Here is a 20,081-nt window from a genome sequence, read left to right on the forward strand (position 1 = left end):
GTCGGGCCTTCGTATTCTAATAAAGTTTAAAAAGAAATGCCAAGGAAGAATTTACGATGGAAACGATCCCGAACGGCAATCGGAATGACAGGTATTGTACGCGTTCGTGACCTGCCATTCCGCGATGAAGGCCATCTCACTGACGTCGTCCACCAACTGTGAGCGGCTATTGCACCGGCAGGCCCCGTACACGCTGGCCGCGGCGATGGCCTCGATGGATTTGCCACGAAGCAGATCCTCGTTCTGGGCGCTCCGGAAGAGCTGACACGCCTGGTGCGGACCAAATCGGAGAGTTCGAGTGCACTCGCCAACCGACGCACTTCGCCTAGTCCCTGAGCGAGATTACGTTCAGCTTTCGACCGCCAGCGCCCACGGGTCTGCTCACGGCGCATCCGCGCGAGTCGCCGCCGCTTCTGCCCAGAGATCTCGTTCCCCTTCGCGTCGGTGCCGCGACCGATTTCCGTCGACAGGCCGCGATCGTGGCGGGCGGCAGTGAGTGGGGCGCCCGTTCGTTCACACTCCTCGTCGTCGTACGCCCGCCACTCCGGCCCGTGATCGATACGCTGTTCGTCGATGACCAGGCCACAGTCCTCACAGATCGTTTTGACCGCGTTCGTGGTGACTCGGCCGTCACATTCGGGACATTGGTTCGCACTCGATTCCGTTCGGACGTCTTCGTCGAATCCGCTCTCGTAGATGTCTCTGGTTGCCATCGTTTTCACCGTGTTCAGGGAACCCGCCAGTACAGCGAACCCCTCGCCCATTGAGGGGCCGATAGAAACGGATGGTATCGGTACTCCAGTCAACTAGAACACAATCCAGCTGATGTTCTACATATAATGGTAGTAATGGATGTCCAGACTGGTGTTTTGAGCTTCGGCTTCAGCCAGAATGTTCCCAACGGCATCTGAGATTCCGATTGTAACCGGAAGCTTCGTGCAGAAATCCGAAGTGTTCCAGTCCAGTTTCGTGAACGCCAGCATTTCTCGGCACAGCTTCTGTGGCGATGAATCACTGACCTCTGGATCCGGCTTGACCACGATCGGCTCCGGGATGTTCGAGGCCGGATACGTCGACAAGGCCGGGATGTACCCCTTCGTGTACAGGTAGTGCTCCTCGTTGTTCGGTGCGGAGACCATTGTGCCTCGAAGCGCCGGATAAATCCCGGAACTCAAGGCCCGGACTGGGTGCCGCTCTCGGACCGTGACGAAGTCCATCAACTCGATGTTCCCGGCACCTTTGATGAAGCCCTCTCGCTCCTCTTCCCAGAACTCCGACCGCTTGTGAAGCACCAGTCGTCGCGGCTCAGTCTTTTTGTGGCTACGGTAGTGCCTGAGAATCTTCTTTACCAGTTGCTTGGCGTCGTCTTCTGCGAGGTGGTTGTTCCCTGGGCCGTGCTTCTCTCCTTCGACGGGGTCACCTCGAAGGATGAAGTTCTCCCCTGTCTCCAGGAAGACTTGGGCCATAGCTGTCCGTGTTCGGGATTGGTCTCCGCCTCGCTCTTTGTAGAAGGATATCCCGGCGAAGCACGTTCCATCCTCCAGCTCGGTTAGTTTCCAGGGATGGCCGCGTTGCGCCTTGTACAGTGTTCCGACCGCGATGTTCCATGCGATCTCGGACTTGTCCTGGACATCCTCACCGCGGAGGGTCTTCGGCTGCATCAGCTGCGTCGGCAACCCGACTTCCATCCCTAGCAGCTTGATCCGGTTGTGGAAGTCGCTGGTCTCTGACTGCATCCGGGCATGGTCCTGGTGGGATGGAGTGCATGCGTCCCACATCGCCTCTGGAATCGCGATGAACACGACGTCAGGCGGCGTTTCCTTAGCGTACAGGACTTCAAGGTTGATCTTGATGATCTCGACCGCTTCTTCCAATCGGTCTTTCCGGCTGCGGATTTGTTTCAGGTCCCGGATCTCGCCTCGAGTAATCGTCTGCCGCCACCGCTTCTGCGTATTGAACGTGAAGTTCAGCGGCGACCGTTCGCCGAGGCCGGGGAACGGTGGTTTCCACCGCTTCGACTTGTCCTCGTCGGCGGTGATCGCCAGCTCCATGTCCTTGAACAGTTTCTCGAGGCCGCCGAGAGACCGGCCAGACCCGATGTATCCGACGTTGATTACCTGGTGTTCGGATTTGCCGGATGGAGTTCTTGGTCCGTATTTCATCAATCCGACTCGGGGGTCGATGGAGTCCTCGCCGTCAGCGAACATCAAGCCGGGTTCGTCGAGGACTTCGGCGGTGAACTCGTTCATTGGAAATCTCCTATCCACTTGTTCTGCATGGTGCCGTCCCGTTCGTCGGTGTCTTTCGGCGGCCTTTTGTTGACTTCGAGCATCACGGGTTCTGTCCCGATGTCCAGCTCGTCCTGTTTGGGGTCGCCGTAGTCCAGGATTTTCCACCAGTGGTTGATCCGGCTCCGTGTTTTCCGGTTGTTCCCGTGTCGGCTGGGGCTGAACCTGTCGTGTAACGGTTTGGCTTGTTCCCCGGTGATCCGGTTTTCTTTCCCGTTGGTGGTGAACAGGATAGCTGGTTTCAGGGTGAGGAAGTACTGTCCCGAGTATTCGAGGATGCCGATACGGAGTGAGTGGTGGCGGAAGAAGGGTGATTCGGCCTCATCGTAGTGTTTTGTGACTTGTCGCCCCTCTTCTTTCCGGACCTCCGCTTCGGGGTCTTCGTGTGGGAAGTATAGGTGATAGTCGCTACGGTAGTTTATCGCGATGCAGCCACGGTCTTCACCATTGGAGAGGACAACGGCCCGGATCAGCCGTTTCCCAATATCGGCGTTCCCTTGATCGGCTTCTACCCACGACCGGAACCCGGTCTCCTCGACCGTGTCCGGGTCAATGAACTGTTTGACCGCTCTCGGCATTTCCTCCGGCGGCAACAGGCTATACACCTTGTTCGACTTGAACCACGTCGGTACCGTGAATGGGCGTAGCTTGAATGCGACCTCTTGTGTCGCGCCCTCCACCTGGTCTCCGATGTACAGAGTTTCAGGGTACTCTGTTATCTCGACGAGGTTGGTGGTCAGCTCTGATCTGTCGGTGATGGGTTCGGCTTCGCGCTGGAAGAAGTCGGGTTTGAACCGGTCGTCTTTCTCGAACTCCTCGATCTTCATCAAGAGCGAGTCGTAGTCGGCCTGGTAGACGTGGGTGTCACTCAGGAACTCCTCGAAATCGTCCATCGGATAGCTCTTAATCTTCCTTCGATGGTCGTCTGAGAGTTTGTCGTTCTCGCAGACCCGATCGTAGAACTCCTGGATTGCCTCGTCGGTTTGCTTGGTGACGTCGAAGATCTTCCGCCACTCTTTGAAGTTCTCGAGGTTCCGCCCGAAGATGGCCACGTCGAACCGTTTCTCAGGAGACCGGTCCATGTAGTGGAGGAAGTACTTCCCCATCTCCTCGAGGAATTTCTTCCCGTGACGGCGCTGGTCTGTCCACTTGAGCTCGACCCAGACCTCTCGGTCACCCCTGATCTCTGGGAGTTCGTATTTCTGGTCGACAAGCCCGCCATGGGTAGGCGATGTTTCCGTGATGTAGTATCCCATCGCCTCCATGTACTCCTGGACCTTGTCACCGTAGATTTCCGAGTTTTTAGCGAGGGCCTCGCGTTCGCCTAGGAGGTTGGTGAGCGCCACGTTATGCCGAACCTCACAATGGAGTACCTAAATCATTTCGTCGCAGTGAATGGTCCCGGATTCAGGCCAAGAATTGGATGCTTGGCCACGGTTTTGGGCGTTCCTGATTCAGATTCACTGTTTTCAATACAGTAATTAGAGGTGGTGCTGTTAGCTTCGGATAAGCATGACCTCTACACTGAGCGTAGGGGAGGTAACGGCCCTTCTCTTGGACGAGAGATTCTACTCGAACCCGTTACGCCCCAAAACCTTCTATAAACTGCTCTACTTCGCAGACAAGGAACTCAACGACGTCGGATTAGACACGGATATCCAGCACTTCTGGTACAAGTTCGGAACCATGGCGAAGACCGGTGGATCCCCAGTCACGGTAGACTGGAGTGACGATAGCCGAGAAGTCCGTTGCAGCCTTTCAGCTTCCCAGGTCAGCCTCCCTAGGGAGGAAGAAACAAAGGCTCGACTCGCACTCTCCCGAGCACTCAACCGTCTGTACGAACAAAATACGGAGGGGCTGACCGATGACATGTACGAGGACGCGCCTTACGACGTCCAACGCCACTACCGACGACTCGACAAACAGCTCAGTGACGCTATCGACGACAAACCAGATTACCCCGAAGTAGACTCCAGCAGGGAAGCAGTCATCAACACGGTCTTCGATATCATCGATACCTTCCCGGTCGACGACTACCCGTGGCTGGAGCAGGACCTGGATCTCTGGTACTCGGTCGTAAGTGCTGAACTTGATGCCGAAGAGTACCGGCCGCAGAAGGCCCTGAAGGTCTCTGAATTGTTCTGGACCATCTTCTGCATCGACCTCGCCCAACGCGAAAACACCGGATTGACCCCCGAAGAGATCGCCGAGGAACTAGACACGCAGGACCTCGAAGGCCGACAAGAGGAGATTCGGAAGGAACTCGAACTGATAGAGCGAGAACGCTCCCGGCTACACACAGACCTGAAAGAGAACCAAGTAGTGTCTGAAGCCGCTGACGGAGTCGCAATCGCCCTCCTCGGTCTCTCACCCGCCCCCTAACTAACCCTTCCATGACCCGGTACTTCGTAGATACCAACTGCCTGCTCGGACTCACATTCATCAACGACCGGTGGTACCCCGACGCCAAACGCCTGTTCGACACCGACAACACAATCTACACCGGAAAGAACGCAGTCTACGAGTACTGCTCCAGTACTGGCGACAACAGTCGGCGCTCCGCCGACATCCGGTTAGACCGGGATGAAGGCCTGTACGGGGAGAAACGGGCGAAGTTCCGGTTGAAGCTGAGGCAGTTCGGGAAAAAGCTGCAAACCTACAGCGACGAAGAGCTCGATATTGAGACGGTGATGGACGAGTACGTCGACCGGTTCGACATGAAGGAGTCCGAGGAGATGGAGGTCCGGCCACGGCTCCAGAAGTACTTTGAGTGGTACTTCGAGAAGGAGGGCGAGCTCACTCGGCGGACCGCTCGTGAGGCTGCTCGGAAGCTGAAGGACGTCTTGATGGAGCGGTCGATCAAGCACAAGGACCAGATCGAGGCCCGTGTCTATCTGGAACCGGTGCGGGACAGAGAGTATCCGGACGTCGAGAAGCGGTTGAAGGAGTGGCCCGTCCACATGAAGAACAACGCGGATATCGCGTTGATCTGCGATGCTGTGTTCCTGAAGGAGGAGATCGGTATCAGCCATTTCATAACTGGTGACTTCACGGACATCTATTCGAATCAGGATTGGATTCATGAGAATTTCGGGTTCAGTGTTCTGTACTTGCTGGAGACGTTCGCGGGTGAGGAAACACCGACCGCCTCAATAGATTTGGACAATTAGAGAAGTACATTAATTGGATCCTAAGATGCCGATATTAAATTGAGTATTCTAAGTCGTGGCTGCGCGCGCAGCGGCGGTCGCGGGACGCCGAGCGGCCGAGGGCTTTTGAGCGTTCTCTCCCACTGAATGAGGACTGAATCCCCTCAGCTGTTGTCGGCGACCAGGTCCTCGATGAATCAGAACCCGTTCACCAACGTCAACGAGTCACCGTACCCCTCACCCGGGAGCATGGTTTGGGCTCCCTGGCCATCCGCAACATCGGTTGTGTAACTGTAGATTTCAGTCACCGCGCTAAGATGCTAGGTAGCTAAGGCGGCGGGGGCCACGTCCACCCGTTCGACCTCGTCCGCGGGCCGGTCGTCGGCGTTCGCGATGTAGCGCTGGACGCCGTCCATCACCCTCGAGGCGATAGGCTCGGAGCATTCGAGCGGCGCCACAACTGTCGCCAGCCTTCGTCTATCGCGGTGTCTACCGGCACGTCCTCGACGTCAAGGTCGTCGACGGTCACCTCCCGGTACACCCGTTCCAGCAGGACGAAGGTGATGTCGTTCCGGTGAGCGAATCGCCGAACAGCCCCGTAGCGACTGTTCGAGGGCTGTCTTATCGCGACGAACAGGCCGGTGTCGGCGATGTGGGGCGGCTCACGCATCATCAGCGGCGCTGTCGCAGACGTTTAACTTGTCGAGTGCCGCCCCTACTTCCTTGATATCGTATTGCTCGTCGACCACGGGCCAGAGCGCCTGCAGGATCATCTCCGCAGATAGTGACGGGATATCGAGAGCTTCAGCAATCCGCCGATGGGTCACCTCGCCGCGCTACTGAGCAACCGCGTAGGTGAGCGCCGTCGCGAGGTCGGCGACGCCGTGGCGGTTGATGTAGGTGTCGATGTCGGCGTTCGTCTCGCTACGGCCGACAGCATCTATGAACGCCGGCGTAATCGTATACCCGCGGTCCCCGGCGACCGTCGTCACGGTCCGGTCGATATCCCGAGTGGCATACTGGCGTGGCTACTCGTCCTGCGTGACTTCGACGACGCCGGCGTAATGGTTGACCGATTAAGGCTGTAAGAGTTCTAGAACGCTCCGCGGCATTTGGGAAGGTTCAGTTCGATATCCTTGTTATCGGCCTGGATGACGTGCTTTTCTAACAGCAATAATGGGAGGGATTCTCAGGAGGAGATGTAGTCGATCAACTGATTCGTCACATCCTCGGTGCGTTCGTCGACGAGCGAGGTTAGATAGTGCTCCACGTCTGCAGCACTGTTGAGGGTCGCAAGCGACCACGGGAGGACGTAACTTCGTTCTCCGAGCGAATCGCCTTCGTAATCGTCATCTCGGAGCGTGATCGACTCCTCGTGATAGGTCTTCGTGGAAATCAGGCACGTGATGAGTTGTACTCCATGGTTCGGGAATCGAGGTGTCCCGAGAACGAGCATCGGGCGACCTTTTTCCGAAAGCGGGTCGGTGGCCCAGACGATATCACCACGGTCTAGTTCTTCGAACGCAGTCACTGTACCTCTTCCATCTCGTCGGTCTGGAGGTCCTCAAGACGCTCCTCACCGTACTGTTCGTCTGCCGTCTCGTGGTGTCGGTGGAGCCGGTAGGCCGATTGGAGTCGTTCCTTGTCGTCCGTGATTGCCCAGTACGGGCGCTTGTGCCGCACGACCCCGCGTTCCTTCAATCGCGAGAGGATCGCGCTCACAGCGTCCGTCTCCAACCCGAGTCGGTCGGCGATCATCGCCGCCTTCCACGCTCGGTCGTCATGCTCGTCGAGGAAGAGTACGATCTGCTCGGTGTCATTCCGTTCCTCGAACTCGTCGGCGTCGGCGTTCTCGAATTCGTCGATATCGATGGTGCCGCTCGACATAGAATAGTGTTGGGACTGTTGGAACATAGCTATTTGGCTTGTTTGTTATTTGGGAAAGTGTCTCCGTGCCTCGGGATGAGTTCACTTGAGGGACAGGGCAGCGGACGGGGGCGAGGGTGTATATCCGCCCCTCAGTATTAACCAACACTGTGCCGGTATCAGTCCGAGATGTTGGTTAAGCCTAGCCGCTATCGTGTCTGGAGATCTCGAACCGGTTTCACCATGAAGGTGTCTGGCTCGCTGGCTGCTCCCTCATATGACCGTTCTGCCGGCGTCGAGGCCGACCGTGTGAGCTGGGGGATGAGTTCGTCTCGAACGGTTCGTCGAGGGACGGTTGTCTCGTGCCAGCCCAGCCGGTCGTCGAAGTGCCGCTTCTGGAACTACTCACCGATGTCGTCGCCGGCGACGTACTGTGTCCGCGTCGATCGTCCGACCTGCCGTGAGACGAAGACGGCGCCCACGGCCTCGTCCGTGAGCTCGACGAGGGCACACTCTACGAGCGCGACGACCGACACTTGAGCCCGATCGGTCGGGGACCGTCACCTCGAGGCCCGCCCATGGCGCCTCACCATTGGAGGTTATTCCTGCGTGGTGCGCTGCCCGTGTTTCGGTGCGTCATTCCGAAGCTATCGTCTATCGGCGGCATCTAATGCGTCCCGCCACCCCTCGTAGGGGCGATAGACACCATCGAAACGTATCTGGCCAATCTATGCACCAAATCTGATACTTCCGTGAATCCGGATTTTCCTCAAAGGGACCCCATAAACCACTGTTAGAACCCCGTGAGCGACGCCTGGCCCTCGTCTGCCTCCATCTCGATCTCGCTCCACGTCTGGAACCGGAGCTCAGAGTCGGCGAGGTACTCGTGGTCGCGCTCGAACGCAAGCCACTGGCGGTTGTGTTCTTCGGCCTTCATCCCCGTGATGTTCGACCCGGCGAAGATATCGAGCACGACGTCGTCCGGTTCGCTCGCTCGCTTGATGAAGTACTCTGGCAGGGCGTGGGGGAACCGTGCTGGGTGGGGGTCGCGACCGAGCTTCCGACAGGCTCGAAGGTAGTGGGTGTTCCACGCGGTGTTCGCGATGGACAGGATGTTCGGCTCCTGAGCGAGTAGCTGTTGATTCGAGAGTGCTTCTTCGCTGTCCCCGGCTGTCTCACTGGGACCGTGGGTGTCACGCCTACGCTCGCGGCCTGCGTCTTGGAGCGTCACTTCCCCCATGTCTCGTCCGTGGTCGGGTACCGGCATCCCTGCAGGCGCTTCGACGAACATGTTCATCGGCTGGTCGCCGTTCATCATCCAGCCTTCGTCGGGGTCGGGCCGCAGGTCGTGATCGTCGCCGAACCCGTCCGAATTGAGCGCTGGCGGGCTTCCTGCCGGCGTAAACCAGAAGCAGAACTCCATCGACGGTAACGCCCTCGTCCGTCTATTCTTTACGTATTCCTGGGCCGTGTTCGGGTCAGGGGCAGGATTCAACCAGTAGTATGTCTGCACGAGATCGAACATCTCGGGCGGCGTCCGGGTTTCGTCGGTCGAGGCGACTTCGTAGGCACCGGTGGTGTCGTCCTGGTCTGTGACTGGCGTTACGTCGATATTGTTGCTCCCCGTCAGTAGGAGCGGAAGCTGATACTGGTACAGCGTTCGGACGGCTTGGTCAGGTTGGAACGCACCGTCGACGTTGATGATGAAATTCCCCTCGGGCTTGAGGACTTGAGCGGCGGCCTTCGCGAACGGGTGACATCCTCCCCGCCGTAAACGGCGGGGCTTCCCGTACCGCAGGTGGGATATTTTCCGGTCTACGATACGACCCGTTCTCTCGTGGTGAACATCCCACTCTCGCGGTCGAACAGGTGTACCGAGGGCTGTGCCACACAGCCGTTACTCCTATCCTCTCCATGAGGACTCGGAGTTATCTTCTGACGCATATTCTCCGCCCCGTTACAGTCCGCGTTGGCTACCAACTCACACGACGAACACACGTACAGGCCACGTTTGACACGATTTGACTTCGTGTCGTCACCACACCGTGAGCAGGTCTTCGAGGTGTCCCACTCGTTCTCCTTCAACACCTCAACGCCATATATCTCGCCCTTGTATTCAAGATACTGGTAGATGCGGTCGAACGCCCACGAGTGTAATTTCTTGTTCCCCGTCTTGCCCCAGTCTGACTCTCGCACGTCTTCGGGCCAACTCACCGCGAGCGTGCCAACACCGCGTTCAACACACTCCGTGATGATGGTATCTGTAAGCGTGTGGTAGAAGTGTGTCTCGCGTTCTGCGAGTTTTCGACGCCCCCACATCGACTTCTCCGACGGGCCGTTCTCACCCTCAGTCTCGTACTCGGATCGCGTTAGGTAGTGTTTGTCCTGTTTGAGCGAGTTGCCGGGGTACAGGACGTATTCGTCGGGGAACGCGACCGTGGCGATGTTCGTGATGCCGAGGTCGATGCCTGCAACTTCGTCGCCTGCGGAGTCGTTAGTTTCGAGTTCGACTTTGCAGACGAAGTGCAGTTCCCACTCGTCGCCGTTCCAGACGGCGCGAACGTTCTGCACCGTGTTGACTTCCGAGAGGTCAATGTCCGGACGGGTTTGATACTCACAGAGGATGAAGTCCGACCACGATTCTTTGAGGTTCGAGCCTTTGCTGAGTCGGACGCGGTTGTTCTCGGGGTCGTGTTTGAAGCCGTCTTCTTTGAACGTGACCGTACTACGGGGTCGAGTGTCGCCGTGTTTGCGGTAGCCTGGCGGATTCGCCTTGTCGTCTTTCTGTCGCAGGTCGAACCACGACTGGAAAGCGTCGGAAAGTTCTTCGATGACTTTCTGACTGGATTGTGCATTCAAGTCTTTCCAGCACGGCTGGTTCTTCATGTACGATTTCAGCGCCCCTTCGTCTGGAATCTCCCCGATTGCGTTCCAGATGCGGTCGGCTGTCCAACGTGCGACGTTCCAGATTTTTGAGGCGGAATCACCGAGCGAGTCGAGGCCATCGCAGACCTGATGCTGGTTCTGAATGGAACCAACGTAGGTACGCGTGGCCTCAGTCGCCATACATAGTCTATGTAGACAATTCTACTTAATGATGTGGATTAGCGTGGAATATCCGGCCTGCCATCGACGGTGGTTTGTGTGGGAAGTGTCGGATAGAACCAGTCGACGTAATCGGTCGCGTCTGGATTCCCGTATTCTTTCTGGGCGACGAGCCCGTACTGGGGCGAAGTGACGATCAGATCGATAGAATTCGGGGGAAGCTTCGCGAGTAGCTCGCGGCTGTCGCCACTGTAGGCGGACCCGTACCGGGTTGAGTACACGGGCTCTTCGTCGAGGGGGCAAGAAGCAGGCATGGTACTCTCCTACTCTAACGGAGAGTGAGAAACAGGCAAGGGCGGTGACCTTTACGGGTGAAGATATACAACCCACCACCTCTTGAAATAACGTATGGACGTCTATCGAGAAGATACTGCAGAGAAACGAATCAACGAAATCAGAGAGATTGGGTCTGAAGCAGAAGACCGCATCCCTCATGGCACGATAGAAGAGCTTGTTTCAGGCCCTTTCAAGGCCGAAGAGTATGCTTCCGTACTGTACGGACATGGAGGTTCAGCAGCCGTACTCTTTCCTGTGTTTAACGAATTGGACGACTTAGAACACGATACCGAGGTTCTTGCGAACAAGTCTGGTGTCCGTGAACGGGTAGAGGTTCTTGACGAGGTCCATCACGAAGTCCAAAGCATTCGCCATCTCCTTCTTGGATTAGGGATGGAAACAGTCCCGGGAGTCGGAGCGGATTCTGAGGGCCAAGAGAATTCTCAAAGCTTTCAAGCACTACTATCGGATGCAGAGCGGGGGATTATTCGGGGAGAACTTGATGCAGATAAGAGCGCTCAACGCCGCACCGCAAATCGTGTTCGTCGACGAATCCAAGATCGGCTTCCAGAAGATATCGATGTACTCCGAGAAGAGCAGCCAGAACTGTTCGATGAACTCAAAGAACTGGTCTTAGACGAAATGACTCGTGGGTGGTCTGTCAATGATTTCGATATCGGCGATGAGGTCCGCCACCGCGATGGCAGTGTTTGGACGATCGAACGGATTATTGCGGGGAACACGAGCTTCAAACTTGAGATAGAGCAAGGTAGGGGAGATACATATCAACGAAAAACGGTGTCGTCCGATAAAATAGTTGAGCGCGTCTAATCGCTCAGACCTCTACCGTCTTCAGCCGAGTCGTATAGTGATTCATCTTGTACTGGAAGTGACCGTGATTCTTTGCTTCGTACAGCCAGTGGGTGTGGATTTCCGCCGAGTACGTCAGGCCTGGTCGGCGTCCCCAGACGAACTCGTAGCCCACAATTGGGCTTCCTCGATTGCGCTCACCGACCTGATACGACGGGTCAGTCCACGACACCTCTGCAGTATGGTCCCCGACGGGAAGGTCGACCTCGGTCCCCTGATACACCGAGACGTCTTCCGGCGTGGTCGCAAGCTGGCCGAGCGTCTCGAGTTCTCCCGCGTCGACGGCAACCGAGTCGCCACTGGCAGTCTCGAACCAGTGCCGACCCTGCGCTGCTCGCGGCGACCCGGTGTGCGAGACGAGTCGTCGATCGAAGTGCGTGTCGAGAATCGCGGCGAACCGCGAGATGCCGGTCAAGATGTCCTCGTTCGCTTCCTCGACCGTGATTTGGCCACCGGGAACACCGATCTGTTCCTTCGGACGATTGTACTCGTGGTCGGGGCGATGGACTAGCCCGATTTTTGAGAGGACCGCTCCTTCCGGGCCCGCAAGCACGTACGGTTTCTCACAGCAGGCGTACAGCGTGTACTCGGTCGCGTCGTACCGTCCGCCGCCGGTCAACAGCCGGAGCGTCTTTTCGAGCTGGTCTGCGCTAATTCCCCATCCGTATCGGTGGAGCGCGCCGTCCATCCGGGCGAGGTATCGCGGGAACTCGTTGAATGCCGTGTATGTCTCTGGAATGGGCCAGATTCGGTCGCCGTGCGCCTCGATGTATTTCCTGACGCTACCGTCGACGATCCACCGTCCGTCGTGCGAGGCGACCTGAAGATCTCCGTTTCCGCCGACGAACCCAGCGCCCTTGAAACTCTTCAGAGAGAGCCCGTGCTCGGTCCGGTTGTGCTTCCACTCGGGAACGTCAGTATCGGGCCGGCTTGGAGGGTTAGTGAGCGTGAGCGGCTCGATAGAGTCAGGAATTGGTTGTCCTGGCCCCGCGGTCGCTGACGCTTCACTCGTGCTGGTCGAACCGTATCGGTTCAGTGTCGTGTTCTGACTGCTGGTATCGAAACTCATCGGTGTTCTCTGTTATTGGCTGAGAATCGGCTGATCGCCGTGGCTTACTGGTCTCTCGAAGACGTGAGGGAGGACCTCCTGTACGACGATTCGGAGGACGTCGGGGTACGATGCTGCCTCGTCGACGTCCGTGATGACCCGGAACTCGCGGACGTCCGGGACCGTCACTTCCTCGCACTCGGACTCGAGTGCCAGGAGAACTCGGTCTCGAAGCTCTGGACCGGTCCCTTCAGGCATCCCGTCGTCCATGAGTCGGCGCGTGACCGCTGCGAGCGTCTCTTGAACGACGGGCGCGACCGAGGACAGTCCATTCTCGGCCGGGAGCGGGAGTTGGACCGCATCGGAACGACTCGACCGTGTGGATGCATCTAGGGACATGACTCTCTCGCTCTGACTGAGAGTAACAAACTGCTCTGCGGTGGCGGAGTAGTGAGGTCAGGACGAGGATTTGGTGACGGTCGGCGCGATCACGATCGCTTCTCCGTTCGCGACGAGTAGGAACACACTGTTGCCACGGTCGTAGAGCGTGTAGTTCTCGGGATCGTACGGCTGGTTGTACGATGTCGAGAGGTAGTCGATGGCTTTCTTCAGGAGGCGCTTCTTGAGCCGGGGCGCTCCATCTGGGGTGGTGAGCTGGCCGTCGTCCAGGGGCTCCCAATCGTCGAACTCGAAGTTCTCGGGGATCGAGTACGCTCGGCGGCTCGTCGCGATGAGCCCACTGACCCCGTCTCTGACGACTGCTGCACTCCGGCTGCTGTTGGTCGCTCCGACGACCGGCAGGCCATCGACGTCGAACTCCTCGAGCTCGTCGTCCACCGTCAGTGTTCCCTCTACTTCTTCAGTCGTCGACCCCGGAATCCCCGGAAGCTGGTACTTTGCCCGCCACCGGTAGTACTGACGCTTCAGGTGGCTCTTCGCCTCTTCTTCCGTCTCGAATTCTTCTCTGCAGTGGCTACAGTAGTAGTCTTCGACCGAGACCGTATCCCAGTGTGGCCGACTGTACGTGTCGTCCTCGAAGATGCGGCCTTCGACCGGGTCGAGGTTCATGGACTTCGAGACGTTGACCGTCGCGGTTTCCGTGATATAGCACTCGAACGCCGGTGCTTGATCTTTGAGCGTCGTGATGGTGTCTTCGTCGTTGTCACTCGATACGTCGGTCTGACTCTCGTCGGGGGCTGCCGTGGTAGTTTCGGTGGACATGTGTCTATCTGGAAATGCGGGGCTGCTGGTGCGAGAACAACAGCCGGGTTACTGGTCGCCGGATTTGTCTGGGTGTTGCGGGTCGCTCTCGAGTTCGGTGTACTCGACAGTCTTGTCGGGCCACACCGTGTACTGGGTTGCGAGAAGGGGGAACCGAGTTTTCTCGTGACCGACCGTCTGGACGACTAACTTTGCAGTGTTGAACGCAAGATGGCGGCGGAATCAACATTGTGACATTCAGATTTCCGCCAGTACCTACGCTCTATCGACAGATTCTGAGATCGGATAATTCGATTTCAGCCGACGTGCACGGTGATCAAAACATCAGTTTCACAAGATACCGCGTGAAGTCTGAGATGGACGATGGCGATGCCTCTCCTGGATACGTCCGGAGAAGGGAAGCAGGCGGCGAGCCCTAACTCGCCGCCTGCGAGAGGTTATGTACGATGCACTTCCGTGTGAGCTCCCGGAACTGGCCGTGCCAGCTCCGGGAGCGGATCTCGTCGCCATCGTCCTTCAGCATCGCAAACACCGTCTCACTCATCGACCGCTGATTGTAGACTTCGTCGTCAATTCGAGCGTTGTGAGCCTTCTTGAGTGCATTCTGCTCGCAGTGTTTGATCACTGGACGCGTTGACGCGTCACGACAGGCTTCCCGGAGATCACTCCATGAATACATCTTGTCAGCCAGCAGTGCCTGCAGGTCTTCGGCGTTCCGCCGAAAGACCTGCAGCCCAATATGGCCGTCATAGGCTTTCTTCGTCGTGAAATGAGCGTCCATGATGGCGAGTGACTCCGTATCAACGAACAGCGTTGTCTTCATGGCATTGAACGAGTAGCCGACACGATTTCGGTAGTGTGAGCTGGCCTGATCTCGCTGGAAGCCGCTCGCATCAATCGACGCCGTTCCTGAGAGGCCCGCCTGCTCCGCTGACCGGCGGAGCAGGCGGCGCAACTCTCGCATCGGAAATTCACCGTCCCACACGCTGAACGACGTGTAATCAGGAGACTTCTCAAGCCCGAACACGTCAAGGATTCTCGGCATCTCGTTGAGATAGTCTTCGAACTGCCGGAGCAGTTTGTTGACTTCCTCTTTGAGCAAGAGCAGCGCGATCTTCGTGGATTTGTCGTACCCGTCGTCGCCATCGGCGACGGCGGGTACGTCCGATTCCTCAACGTGGTTCGTAGCGAACTCGTGAAACGTCTGTGAGAGGTTTCTGAGACGCCCCATATCGCAAGACGGCGTCCAAATCACCTGAAATCAGCGATCCAACCCACAGAGGGCGTCGTCATTCAACGGAGCATAATTAGATGGTTCAGCCCGAGGTCGTCGTCTGCTATCTGATACCCGACACAGATGTTCAGTGCTGAATAATCCAGGGCCCTCGCTCAGAGTTAGTCGTAGAGCCGCTCGAGCAACTGTGTGGCACCCTCTTGGGTTTTGAAATATCGACGGTCGCCCTCGGGCGTTCGGACGGCGTAGGCGTATTGGTCACTGTCAGGGACGTACCAGTGTTCAGAGTGGGCGTCCAGCACCTCTGGATTGTCGTCATCTCCTGGTGGACGGGTGTCGTTGTTCGCCCTTGAGGACGGTTCAACCAGCAGGTCTTCGTCAATGAAGTGGTCGTCTATGACTACGCCTTGGTTCGTCGTACCGTCTGTTGCGCACCGAGTCTGTTCCATAAGGATCGACTGAGTGTCTCGTATCGGTTCGTCGCTGTCCGGGTGTACCTGCTCGTAACTCCCGTCAGGTTCCATTACCCACCGCCGACGGTTGTCTGTGAACATTATTCTGAGAATGAACCGAAGCTGTTTACGAACCGTCGGGCTTTCGACCGGAGCGACGGCCTCCACGCGGTGGTCGAGGTTCCGGGTCATCCAGTCGGCACTCCCAATGTACCACTCCGGATTACCGTCGTTCTCGAAATAGAAGATCCGCGAGTGTTCGAGAAACCGTCCGACGATGGAGTGGACCGTGATGTTCTCACTGAGGCCGTCCACGCCGGGACGGAGGCGACAGATATCCCGGACAAAGAGATCTATTTCTGCCCCTGCCATCGATGCTCGGTACAACTCCGCGACGATCTCAGGGTCCTCGAGACCGTTTACCTTTGCGACGAGGCGGCCGCCACGCCCAGCCTTCGCGTGTTCGGCTTCGCGACGAATGAGTTCGGTGAACTTCTCTCGCATCGTCTCGGGAGCAATGAGCAGCTTGCGGAACTCTTCGTCCAGCGAGGGTCCAGTAAAGAAGTTGAACACCTTGACCAGATCCTGCCCGATGTCACGGTCGGCGGTGAGAATGCCAAGGTCGACGTATCCCTTCGCTGTCTCGGAGTGGTAGTTCCCCGTGCCGACGTGTGAGTACAGGGTAACGCCGTCCGCTTCCTGCCGGACCACCAGCGCGGTTTTGGTGTGTGTTTTTAATCCGACAGTTCCATATGCAACATGGATTCCCTCTTCTTCGAGCCGACGCACCCATTCGAGATTGTTCTGCTCGTCGAACCTGGCTTTCAGTTCGACCATCACAGCGACCTGTTTTCCGTTGTCCGAGGCGTCAATGAGGCTCTGGATTACCTTCGAGTCGCTCGCAGTTCGGTAGATCGCTGCTTTGACCGCCAATACCTTAGGGTCAGTCGCCGCTTCGTTGAGGAACTGCTGGACGGTCGTCTCGAAGGAGTGGTACGGGTGGTGAACCAGTAAATCTCCACGCTTGATTTCCGTGAAGATGTCCGAGTTGTCATCGGAAATATCGGCTTCCGTCCGCATCGGATTCAGACGGGGATGGGGTTGGGGGGACCACGCCGGCGGTTTCAGGTCTGGCCGGTCGAGGTCTGTGAGGGCGAAGAGATCCTCGTAGTCAATCGCCCCGGACCGGTAGTACACCTCCCGTCTCTCGATGTCGAGTTGCTCGACGAGGAGGTCCAGACTCCGGTCGGGCATATCATCGGCGACTTCAAGTCGGACCACCTTAGCGAACCGGCGTTGTTCGATCAGGTCTTCAATGGCGTCGATGAGGTCCTCCGCAACCTCCTCGTCCCGCCTGATCTCGGCGTTGCGCGTCAACCGAAACTTCGAGACGTCGATGATCTCAACGTTCGGGAGGAGGATGTCGAGGTTCGCCTCGATGACGTCCTCGATGAGGACGTACGCGGACTCGTCACCCTCGCGATGAACCTCGACGAGACGCGGCTGGTTCGGCGGAACCTTCACGCGGGTGAACGTGGGTTCGGCGTCGTCCCCGCGCCGGGTCAGGATCCCGAGCGAGAGTGAGAGGTTTGAAATGAAGGGAAACGGGTGTGCTGGATCGAACGAGAGCGGGGTGAGTGTCGGAAGGATCGATTCCCTGAAATACGCCCGGATGTCGGCCTGTTTATCTTCCGGGAGATCACCGTAATCGAAGATGTGAACGCCCGCATCGGCGAGCGCCGGCCTAAGTTCGTTCTCCCAGACATCTGTCTGGCGCTGGAACATCGGCCGGACCTTCTCAATCACCTCCCGCAACTGTTCTTCAGGTGTACGGCCGTCGACTGACCGGTCTGTGATATCAGCTTCGATCTGCTGTTTGAGCCCACCGACCCGCTTCATGAAGAACTCATCCGTGTTCTTCGTGAAATATGCGAGAAACCGCACCCGTTCCAACAGGGGATTGCGGTCGTCCTCCGCCTCGTGGAGAACACGGCTCTGGAACTCCAGTTCCGAAAGCTCGCGGTTCAGGTAGTATTCTGGCTTCGAGAGGTCAGGTTCGCCTTTTGCCGTCGGTTCGTCTGCCATCGTCTTCTCTAGCTCTTGTCAGACACCGAACGACGTACTCTCACAGTTTGGACACGTCAGTCCGCCGTCAGTGTCCGTCTGTGATCCCTGGGAAACCGCTTCGATCTCCGACTCGGTGTAACAGTCTCTGCAGATGAGCGGGCCGTGAGACATCTCAGCCATATCTATCGAGAGCGATCAGTAACGTCTTGCTAATACGTCTACGTTCATCTATATATCTGTATATAATAATATATGAGTACCGTGGTGATGACACGGGTTCGCAACTATCCGGATAACTCCCGACGGACGCAGTAGCGGATATCCACCCTCCGGTTCCCAGAACGGCGTTTGCCTGTTACTTCGGGTCTCTGTGTGAATATATACTGAAACAACTCACAGCGACGGTTTTTCACCGAGCGACTCCGTTAATCAAATAAGTGGCCGTATGGAGTTCAACGACGATATCGAGGCCCAGCACGAACGGCTTGACGGATCCGAGTGGGATCGTATCTACATTATCGGGGACGTTCACGGGTGCCGCGAGGAACTCGACAGACTGCTCTCCGAACTGAACCCGGGCTCAGGCGATCTCCTCGTGTTCGTCGGTGACCTCGTCACGAAAGGGCCAGACAGCCATGGGGTGGTTGACCTCGTCCGGTCGTCCCCCAACATGCTCTCAGTCCGCGGGAACAACGAGGAGACACTCCTCAGAGGCGATACGCGTCTTCCGGATCTCACCGGAGACGAGTTGGACTGGATCGCGTCGCTTCCGGCAGTTGTCTCCTGGGACGAGGTGATCGTCACACACGCGGGTATCGACCCGCGAAAGCCGCCTGTGGACCACACGGTCCAGGACTTACAGACCGTCAGATCGCTCGCTCCCGAGGGCGGGTACACACGGCCGTTCTGGTTCGACAGCTACGAGGGGCCACCGCGGGTTTTTTTTCGGTTACACTGTCCTTGAGGATCCGGTCGTCGGTCCACATGCCGTCGGTCTCGATACCGGCTGTGTGTACGGCGGTGCATTGACCGCCTACGACCTCCATCGCGACGAAACCGTCAGTGTCGAACCGGACTATGCTTACGAAGATCCTCACGACTCGATGTTCATCTCGACATCCCGGAACCAAGTCTGAATCGTTGAGTCTGTCCGGGAAATGCCGGGCGAAGGACTACTCTTCCGGCCAGCCGCCGAATCTAATCCGAAATACGTTTGTGTATTGTTGACAATGTTTCACTCAATGCTGATGGCAGTATGGATCCGTACTGAGGGCATCGACGGGCGCGACCCACCGGAACTGCCCGGTCTGGAACAGCAGGACGGTGAATGGCGGTTGCGCGCCGACCACTACCAGCAGATCGTTGAGGACGTGACCGGGGTCGACCTCGCCGACGGACTGTCAGCGGGGGAAATGAAGACTGTTCAGACCCGCCTCGAAGGGTGCATTGAGACGTACAAGCGCGAGGGAGACTGTATCTGTACCGAGTTCTCGCGGTACGAGTACGTCGACTCTATCTCGACTGTCCACGAACTCGCACGCTTTTTCCGGGTGCTAGTTGCCACACGTGTCGAGAATCTGGACGCTACCTGAGAGCTGGCTGCTGCGGCACTATTTGACGAAGTCGGTCAGTACGGCGCGCGGCATTGGCTCGCCGATGCACACGTTCTCGGCAGTATCCTCAGTCACTTGCCGTCAGAACCGATTGGGCTTGGGGTGTCACGATGGAGTCAGAACTGCGGTCCACGTAGGTGGTCTCCGGGGAGAGTGTAACGAACCGCGACGCTCGGTAATCGTACGCAGTGAGCTGACGGCCGTGGACACAACCGGTGTCGAGTCCGACCGTCGCCTCTGTCTCGAGGGGCTCGGAGAGGACAGTGTGACCGAAAAAGACCCGTGGCGACTCGCAGCGGGTTTCGAACCAGAACGGTCGATTGTATCCACCTTCTTCGGCCAGCGACCGCATATTCAGCAGTTCATCGACGGAATGTTCGGCCAGAGGTTTCCGATGGTCGATGCCGCCGTGAACGACTGCCACGTCGTCCCACGAGATGATGACAGGCATCGATTCGATGTACTCGAAGTGTTTGGGGCCGAGTGCCGGTAGCTCGGCGTCGCCGTCGATGAGTTTCTGCTCGTTGTTGCCACGGACCGTAAACATATTTGGGCGCTCCATAACGAACTCGAGCACGCCGCAACTGTCGGGACCCTTGCGGACGAGGTCGCCGACAAACACGACGAGGTCGTCCGGCCCTATGGAAAGCTTATCAACTAATGCCTCGAGTTCCGAGAAACAGCCATGAACGTCTCCGATAATGTAGATATCTTCCCACTGGTCAGCGTCGAGCCGCTGATGGACGCGTTGCAAACTATCGGTCGAATCTAATGGCAATGGCATAATTGATCAACGCTGGGGTTTCCCAAACGGACAGGCGATATTGTATTGTCCATTGTCGTGGCCTATAACAATTTTATAATAGGTATATATACTACTACTTCTCACTAC

16 protein-coding genes and 5 pseudogenes are annotated in these 20,081 nt (G+C 57.4%); 5 read left to right on the top strand and 16 right to left on the bottom strand.

The window, feature by feature from the left end; all coding sequences use genetic code 11:
* Window positions 1–78: 78 nt before the first annotated feature.
* From ACQUQF_RS21365 to ACQUQF_RS21375, 3 genes and pseudogenes are all read right to left on the bottom strand, one after another.
* Window positions 79–713, bottom strand: a pseudogene (locus ACQUQF_RS21365) (transcription initiation factor IIB); the annotation flags it as partial.
* Between the two features lie 117 nt (window positions 714–830).
* Window positions 831–2,249, bottom strand: a complete 1,419-nt coding sequence (locus tag ACQUQF_RS21370; protein WP_435181234.1) for an argonaute/piwi family protein — start codon at window positions 2,247–2,249, stop codon at window positions 831–833.
* Window positions 2,246–3,634 carry a hypothetical protein gene (locus ACQUQF_RS21375; RefSeq protein ID WP_435181235.1) on the bottom strand — a complete coding sequence of 463 codons (1,389 nt, stop codon included), beginning with the start codon at window positions 3,632–3,634 and terminating at the stop codon, window positions 2,246–2,248. The genes ACQUQF_RS21370 and ACQUQF_RS21375 overlap by 4 nt, the downstream gene beginning before the upstream one ends.
* Before the next feature lie 166 nt (window positions 3,635–3,800).
* On the opposite strand from ACQUQF_RS21375, the gene ACQUQF_RS21380 reads away from it, so the two are divergent.
* Entirely contained in the window at window positions 3,801–4,670 is an 870-nt protein-coding gene (locus ACQUQF_RS21380) for a hypothetical protein (RefSeq protein WP_435181236.1), read from the top strand.
* Window positions 4,671–4,681: 11 nt separating this feature from the next.
* The gene (locus ACQUQF_RS21385) at window positions 4,682–5,458 is read left to right on the top strand and encodes a hypothetical protein (protein WP_435181237.1); all 777 of its coding nucleotides are present in this window, start codon (window positions 4,682–4,684) and stop codon (window positions 5,456–5,458) included.
* A gap of 176 nt (window positions 5,459–5,634) precedes the next feature.
* On the opposite strand, the pseudogene ACQUQF_RS21390 reads toward ACQUQF_RS21385, so the two are convergent.
* The 7 genes and pseudogenes from ACQUQF_RS21390 to ACQUQF_RS21420 form a co-directional block, all read right to left on the bottom strand.
* Window positions 5,635–6,107: pseudogene (locus tag ACQUQF_RS21390) on the bottom strand (hypothetical protein).
* A pseudogene (locus ACQUQF_RS21395) lies at window positions 6,100–6,498 on the bottom strand (DUF7437 domain-containing protein); the annotation flags it as partial. The pseudogenes ACQUQF_RS21390 and ACQUQF_RS21395, both read right to left, overlap by 8 nt.
* A 128-nt stretch (window positions 6,499–6,626) precedes the next feature.
* Window positions 6,627–6,968, bottom strand: a complete 342-nt coding sequence (locus tag ACQUQF_RS21400; protein ID WP_435181238.1) for a type II toxin-antitoxin system PemK/MazF family toxin — start codon at window positions 6,966–6,968, stop codon at window positions 6,627–6,629.
* A complete protein-coding gene (locus ACQUQF_RS21405) occupies window positions 6,965–7,324 on the bottom strand; it encodes a MarR family transcriptional regulator (RefSeq protein ID WP_435181239.1) in 360 nt (119 codons plus the stop codon). Before ACQUQF_RS21405 ends, ACQUQF_RS21400 begins: the two co-directional genes overlap by 4 nt.
* A 188-nt stretch (window positions 7,325–7,512) precedes the next feature.
* Window positions 7,513–7,906: pseudogene (locus tag ACQUQF_RS21410) on the bottom strand (hypothetical protein).
* A gap of 190 nt (window positions 7,907–8,096) precedes the next feature.
* Window positions 8,097–9,197 (bottom strand): DNA methyltransferase, encoded by a 1,101-nt coding sequence (locus ACQUQF_RS21415; protein ID WP_435181509.1) that lies wholly within the window; start codon window positions 9,195–9,197, stop codon window positions 8,097–8,099.
* Window positions 9,119–10,369: an RNA-guided endonuclease InsQ/TnpB family protein gene (locus ACQUQF_RS21420; protein ID WP_435181240.1), complete on the bottom strand. Its 1,251-nt coding sequence runs from the start codon at window positions 10,367–10,369 to the stop codon at window positions 9,119–9,121. The genes ACQUQF_RS21415 and ACQUQF_RS21420 overlap by 79 nt, the downstream gene beginning before the upstream one ends.
* Before the next feature lie 387 nt (window positions 10,370–10,756).
* Between ACQUQF_RS21420 and ACQUQF_RS21425 the strand changes: the two genes are divergently transcribed.
* Window positions 10,757–11,515, top strand: a complete 759-nt coding sequence (locus tag ACQUQF_RS21425) for a hypothetical protein (RefSeq protein WP_435181241.1) — start codon at window positions 10,757–10,759, stop codon at window positions 11,513–11,515.
* A gap of 4 nt (window positions 11,516–11,519) precedes the next feature.
* On the opposite strand, the gene ACQUQF_RS21430 is transcribed toward ACQUQF_RS21425, so the two are convergent.
* The 5 genes from ACQUQF_RS21430 to ppk1 form a co-directional block, all read right to left on the bottom strand.
* Window positions 11,520–12,623 (bottom strand): hypothetical protein, encoded by a 1,104-nt coding sequence (locus tag ACQUQF_RS21430; protein ID WP_435181242.1) that lies wholly within the window; start codon window positions 12,621–12,623, stop codon window positions 11,520–11,522.
* Window positions 12,624–12,635: 12 nt separating this feature from the next.
* Entirely contained in the window at window positions 12,636–13,001 is a 366-nt protein-coding gene (locus ACQUQF_RS21435; RefSeq protein WP_435181243.1) for a hypothetical protein, read from the bottom strand.
* A gap of 57 nt (window positions 13,002–13,058) precedes the next feature.
* Entirely contained in the window at window positions 13,059–13,823 is a 765-nt protein-coding gene (locus ACQUQF_RS21440) for a hypothetical protein (protein WP_435181244.1), read from the bottom strand.
* A gap of 415 nt (window positions 13,824–14,238) precedes the next feature.
* A complete protein-coding gene (locus ACQUQF_RS21445) occupies window positions 14,239–15,054 on the bottom strand; it encodes an IS5 family transposase (protein WP_435181245.1) in 816 nt (271 codons plus the stop codon).
* A 164-nt stretch (window positions 15,055–15,218) separates the two neighbouring features.
* The gene (ppk1, locus tag ACQUQF_RS21450; protein WP_435181246.1) at window positions 15,219–17,594 is read right to left on the bottom strand and encodes a polyphosphate kinase 1; all 2,376 of its coding nucleotides are present in this window, start codon (window positions 17,592–17,594) and stop codon (window positions 15,219–15,221) included.
* A 427-nt stretch (window positions 17,595–18,021) separates the two neighbouring features.
* On the opposite strand from ppk1, the pseudogene ACQUQF_RS21455 reads away from it, so the two are divergent.
* Window positions 18,022–18,712, top strand: a pseudogene (locus tag ACQUQF_RS21455) (metallophosphoesterase family protein).
* 111 nt (window positions 18,713–18,823) lie between these two features.
* Window positions 18,824–19,168, top strand: coding sequence for a hypothetical protein (locus ACQUQF_RS21460; protein WP_435181247.1), 345 nt, complete (start codon window positions 18,824–18,826; stop codon window positions 19,166–19,168).
* 88 nt (window positions 19,169–19,256) lie between these two features.
* Here the strand turns inward: ACQUQF_RS21460 and ACQUQF_RS21465 are convergent, their stop codons facing one another.
* Window positions 19,257–19,973, bottom strand: coding sequence for a metallophosphoesterase family protein (locus ACQUQF_RS21465; protein ID WP_435181248.1), 717 nt, complete (start codon window positions 19,971–19,973; stop codon window positions 19,257–19,259).
* Window positions 19,974–20,081 lie beyond the last annotated feature (108 nt).

It is taken from the genome of Halorussus sp. AFM4 (genome assembly GCF_051194995.1).
Lineage (GTDB): Archaea > Halobacteriota > Halobacteria > Halobacteriales > Haladaptataceae > Halorussus.

What these genes read in the sequence shown, in the direction of transcription:
- ACQUQF_RS21445 (WP_435181245.1), bottom strand. Translation starts at nt 15,054, where the DNA reads ATGGGGCGTCTCAGAAACCTCTCACAGACGTTTCACGAGTTCGCTACG.
- ppk1 (WP_435181246.1), bottom strand. Translation starts at nt 17,594, where the DNA reads ATGGCAGACGAACCGACGGCAAAAGGCGAACCTGACCTCTCGAAGCCA.
- ACQUQF_RS21385 (WP_435181237.1), top strand. Translation starts at nt 4,682, where the DNA reads ATGACCCGGTACTTCGTAGATACCAACTGCCTGCTCGGACTCACATTC.
- ACQUQF_RS21370 (WP_435181234.1), bottom strand. Translation starts at nt 2,249, where the DNA reads ATGAACGAGTTCACCGCCGAAGTCCTCGACGAACCCGGCTTGATGTTC.
- ACQUQF_RS21405 (WP_435181239.1), bottom strand. Translation starts at nt 7,324, where the DNA reads ATGTCGAGCGGCACCATCGATATCGACGAATTCGAGAACGCCGACGCC.
- ACQUQF_RS21440 (WP_435181244.1), bottom strand. Translation starts at nt 13,823, where the DNA reads ATGTCCACCGAAACTACCACGGCAGCCCCCGACGAGAGTCAGACCGAC.
- ACQUQF_RS21435 (WP_435181243.1), bottom strand. Translation starts at nt 13,001, where the DNA reads ATGTCCCTAGATGCATCCACACGGTCGAGTCGTTCCGATGCGGTCCAA.
- ACQUQF_RS21420 (WP_435181240.1), bottom strand. Translation starts at nt 10,369, where the DNA reads ATGGCGACTGAGGCCACGCGTACCTACGTTGGTTCCATTCAGAACCAG.
- ACQUQF_RS21460 (WP_435181247.1), top strand. Translation starts at nt 18,824, where the DNA reads ATGGCAGTATGGATCCGTACTGAGGGCATCGACGGGCGCGACCCACCG.
- ACQUQF_RS21430 (WP_435181242.1), bottom strand. Translation starts at nt 12,623, where the DNA reads ATGAGTTTCGATACCAGCAGTCAGAACACGACACTGAACCGATACGGT.
- ACQUQF_RS21425 (WP_435181241.1), top strand. Translation starts at nt 10,757, where the DNA reads ATGGACGTCTATCGAGAAGATACTGCAGAGAAACGAATCAACGAAATC.
- ACQUQF_RS21465 (WP_435181248.1), bottom strand. Translation starts at nt 19,973, where the DNA reads ATGCCATTGCCATTAGATTCGACCGATAGTTTGCAACGCGTCCATCAG.
- ACQUQF_RS21380 (WP_435181236.1), top strand. Translation starts at nt 3,801, where the DNA reads ATGACCTCTACACTGAGCGTAGGGGAGGTAACGGCCCTTCTCTTGGAC.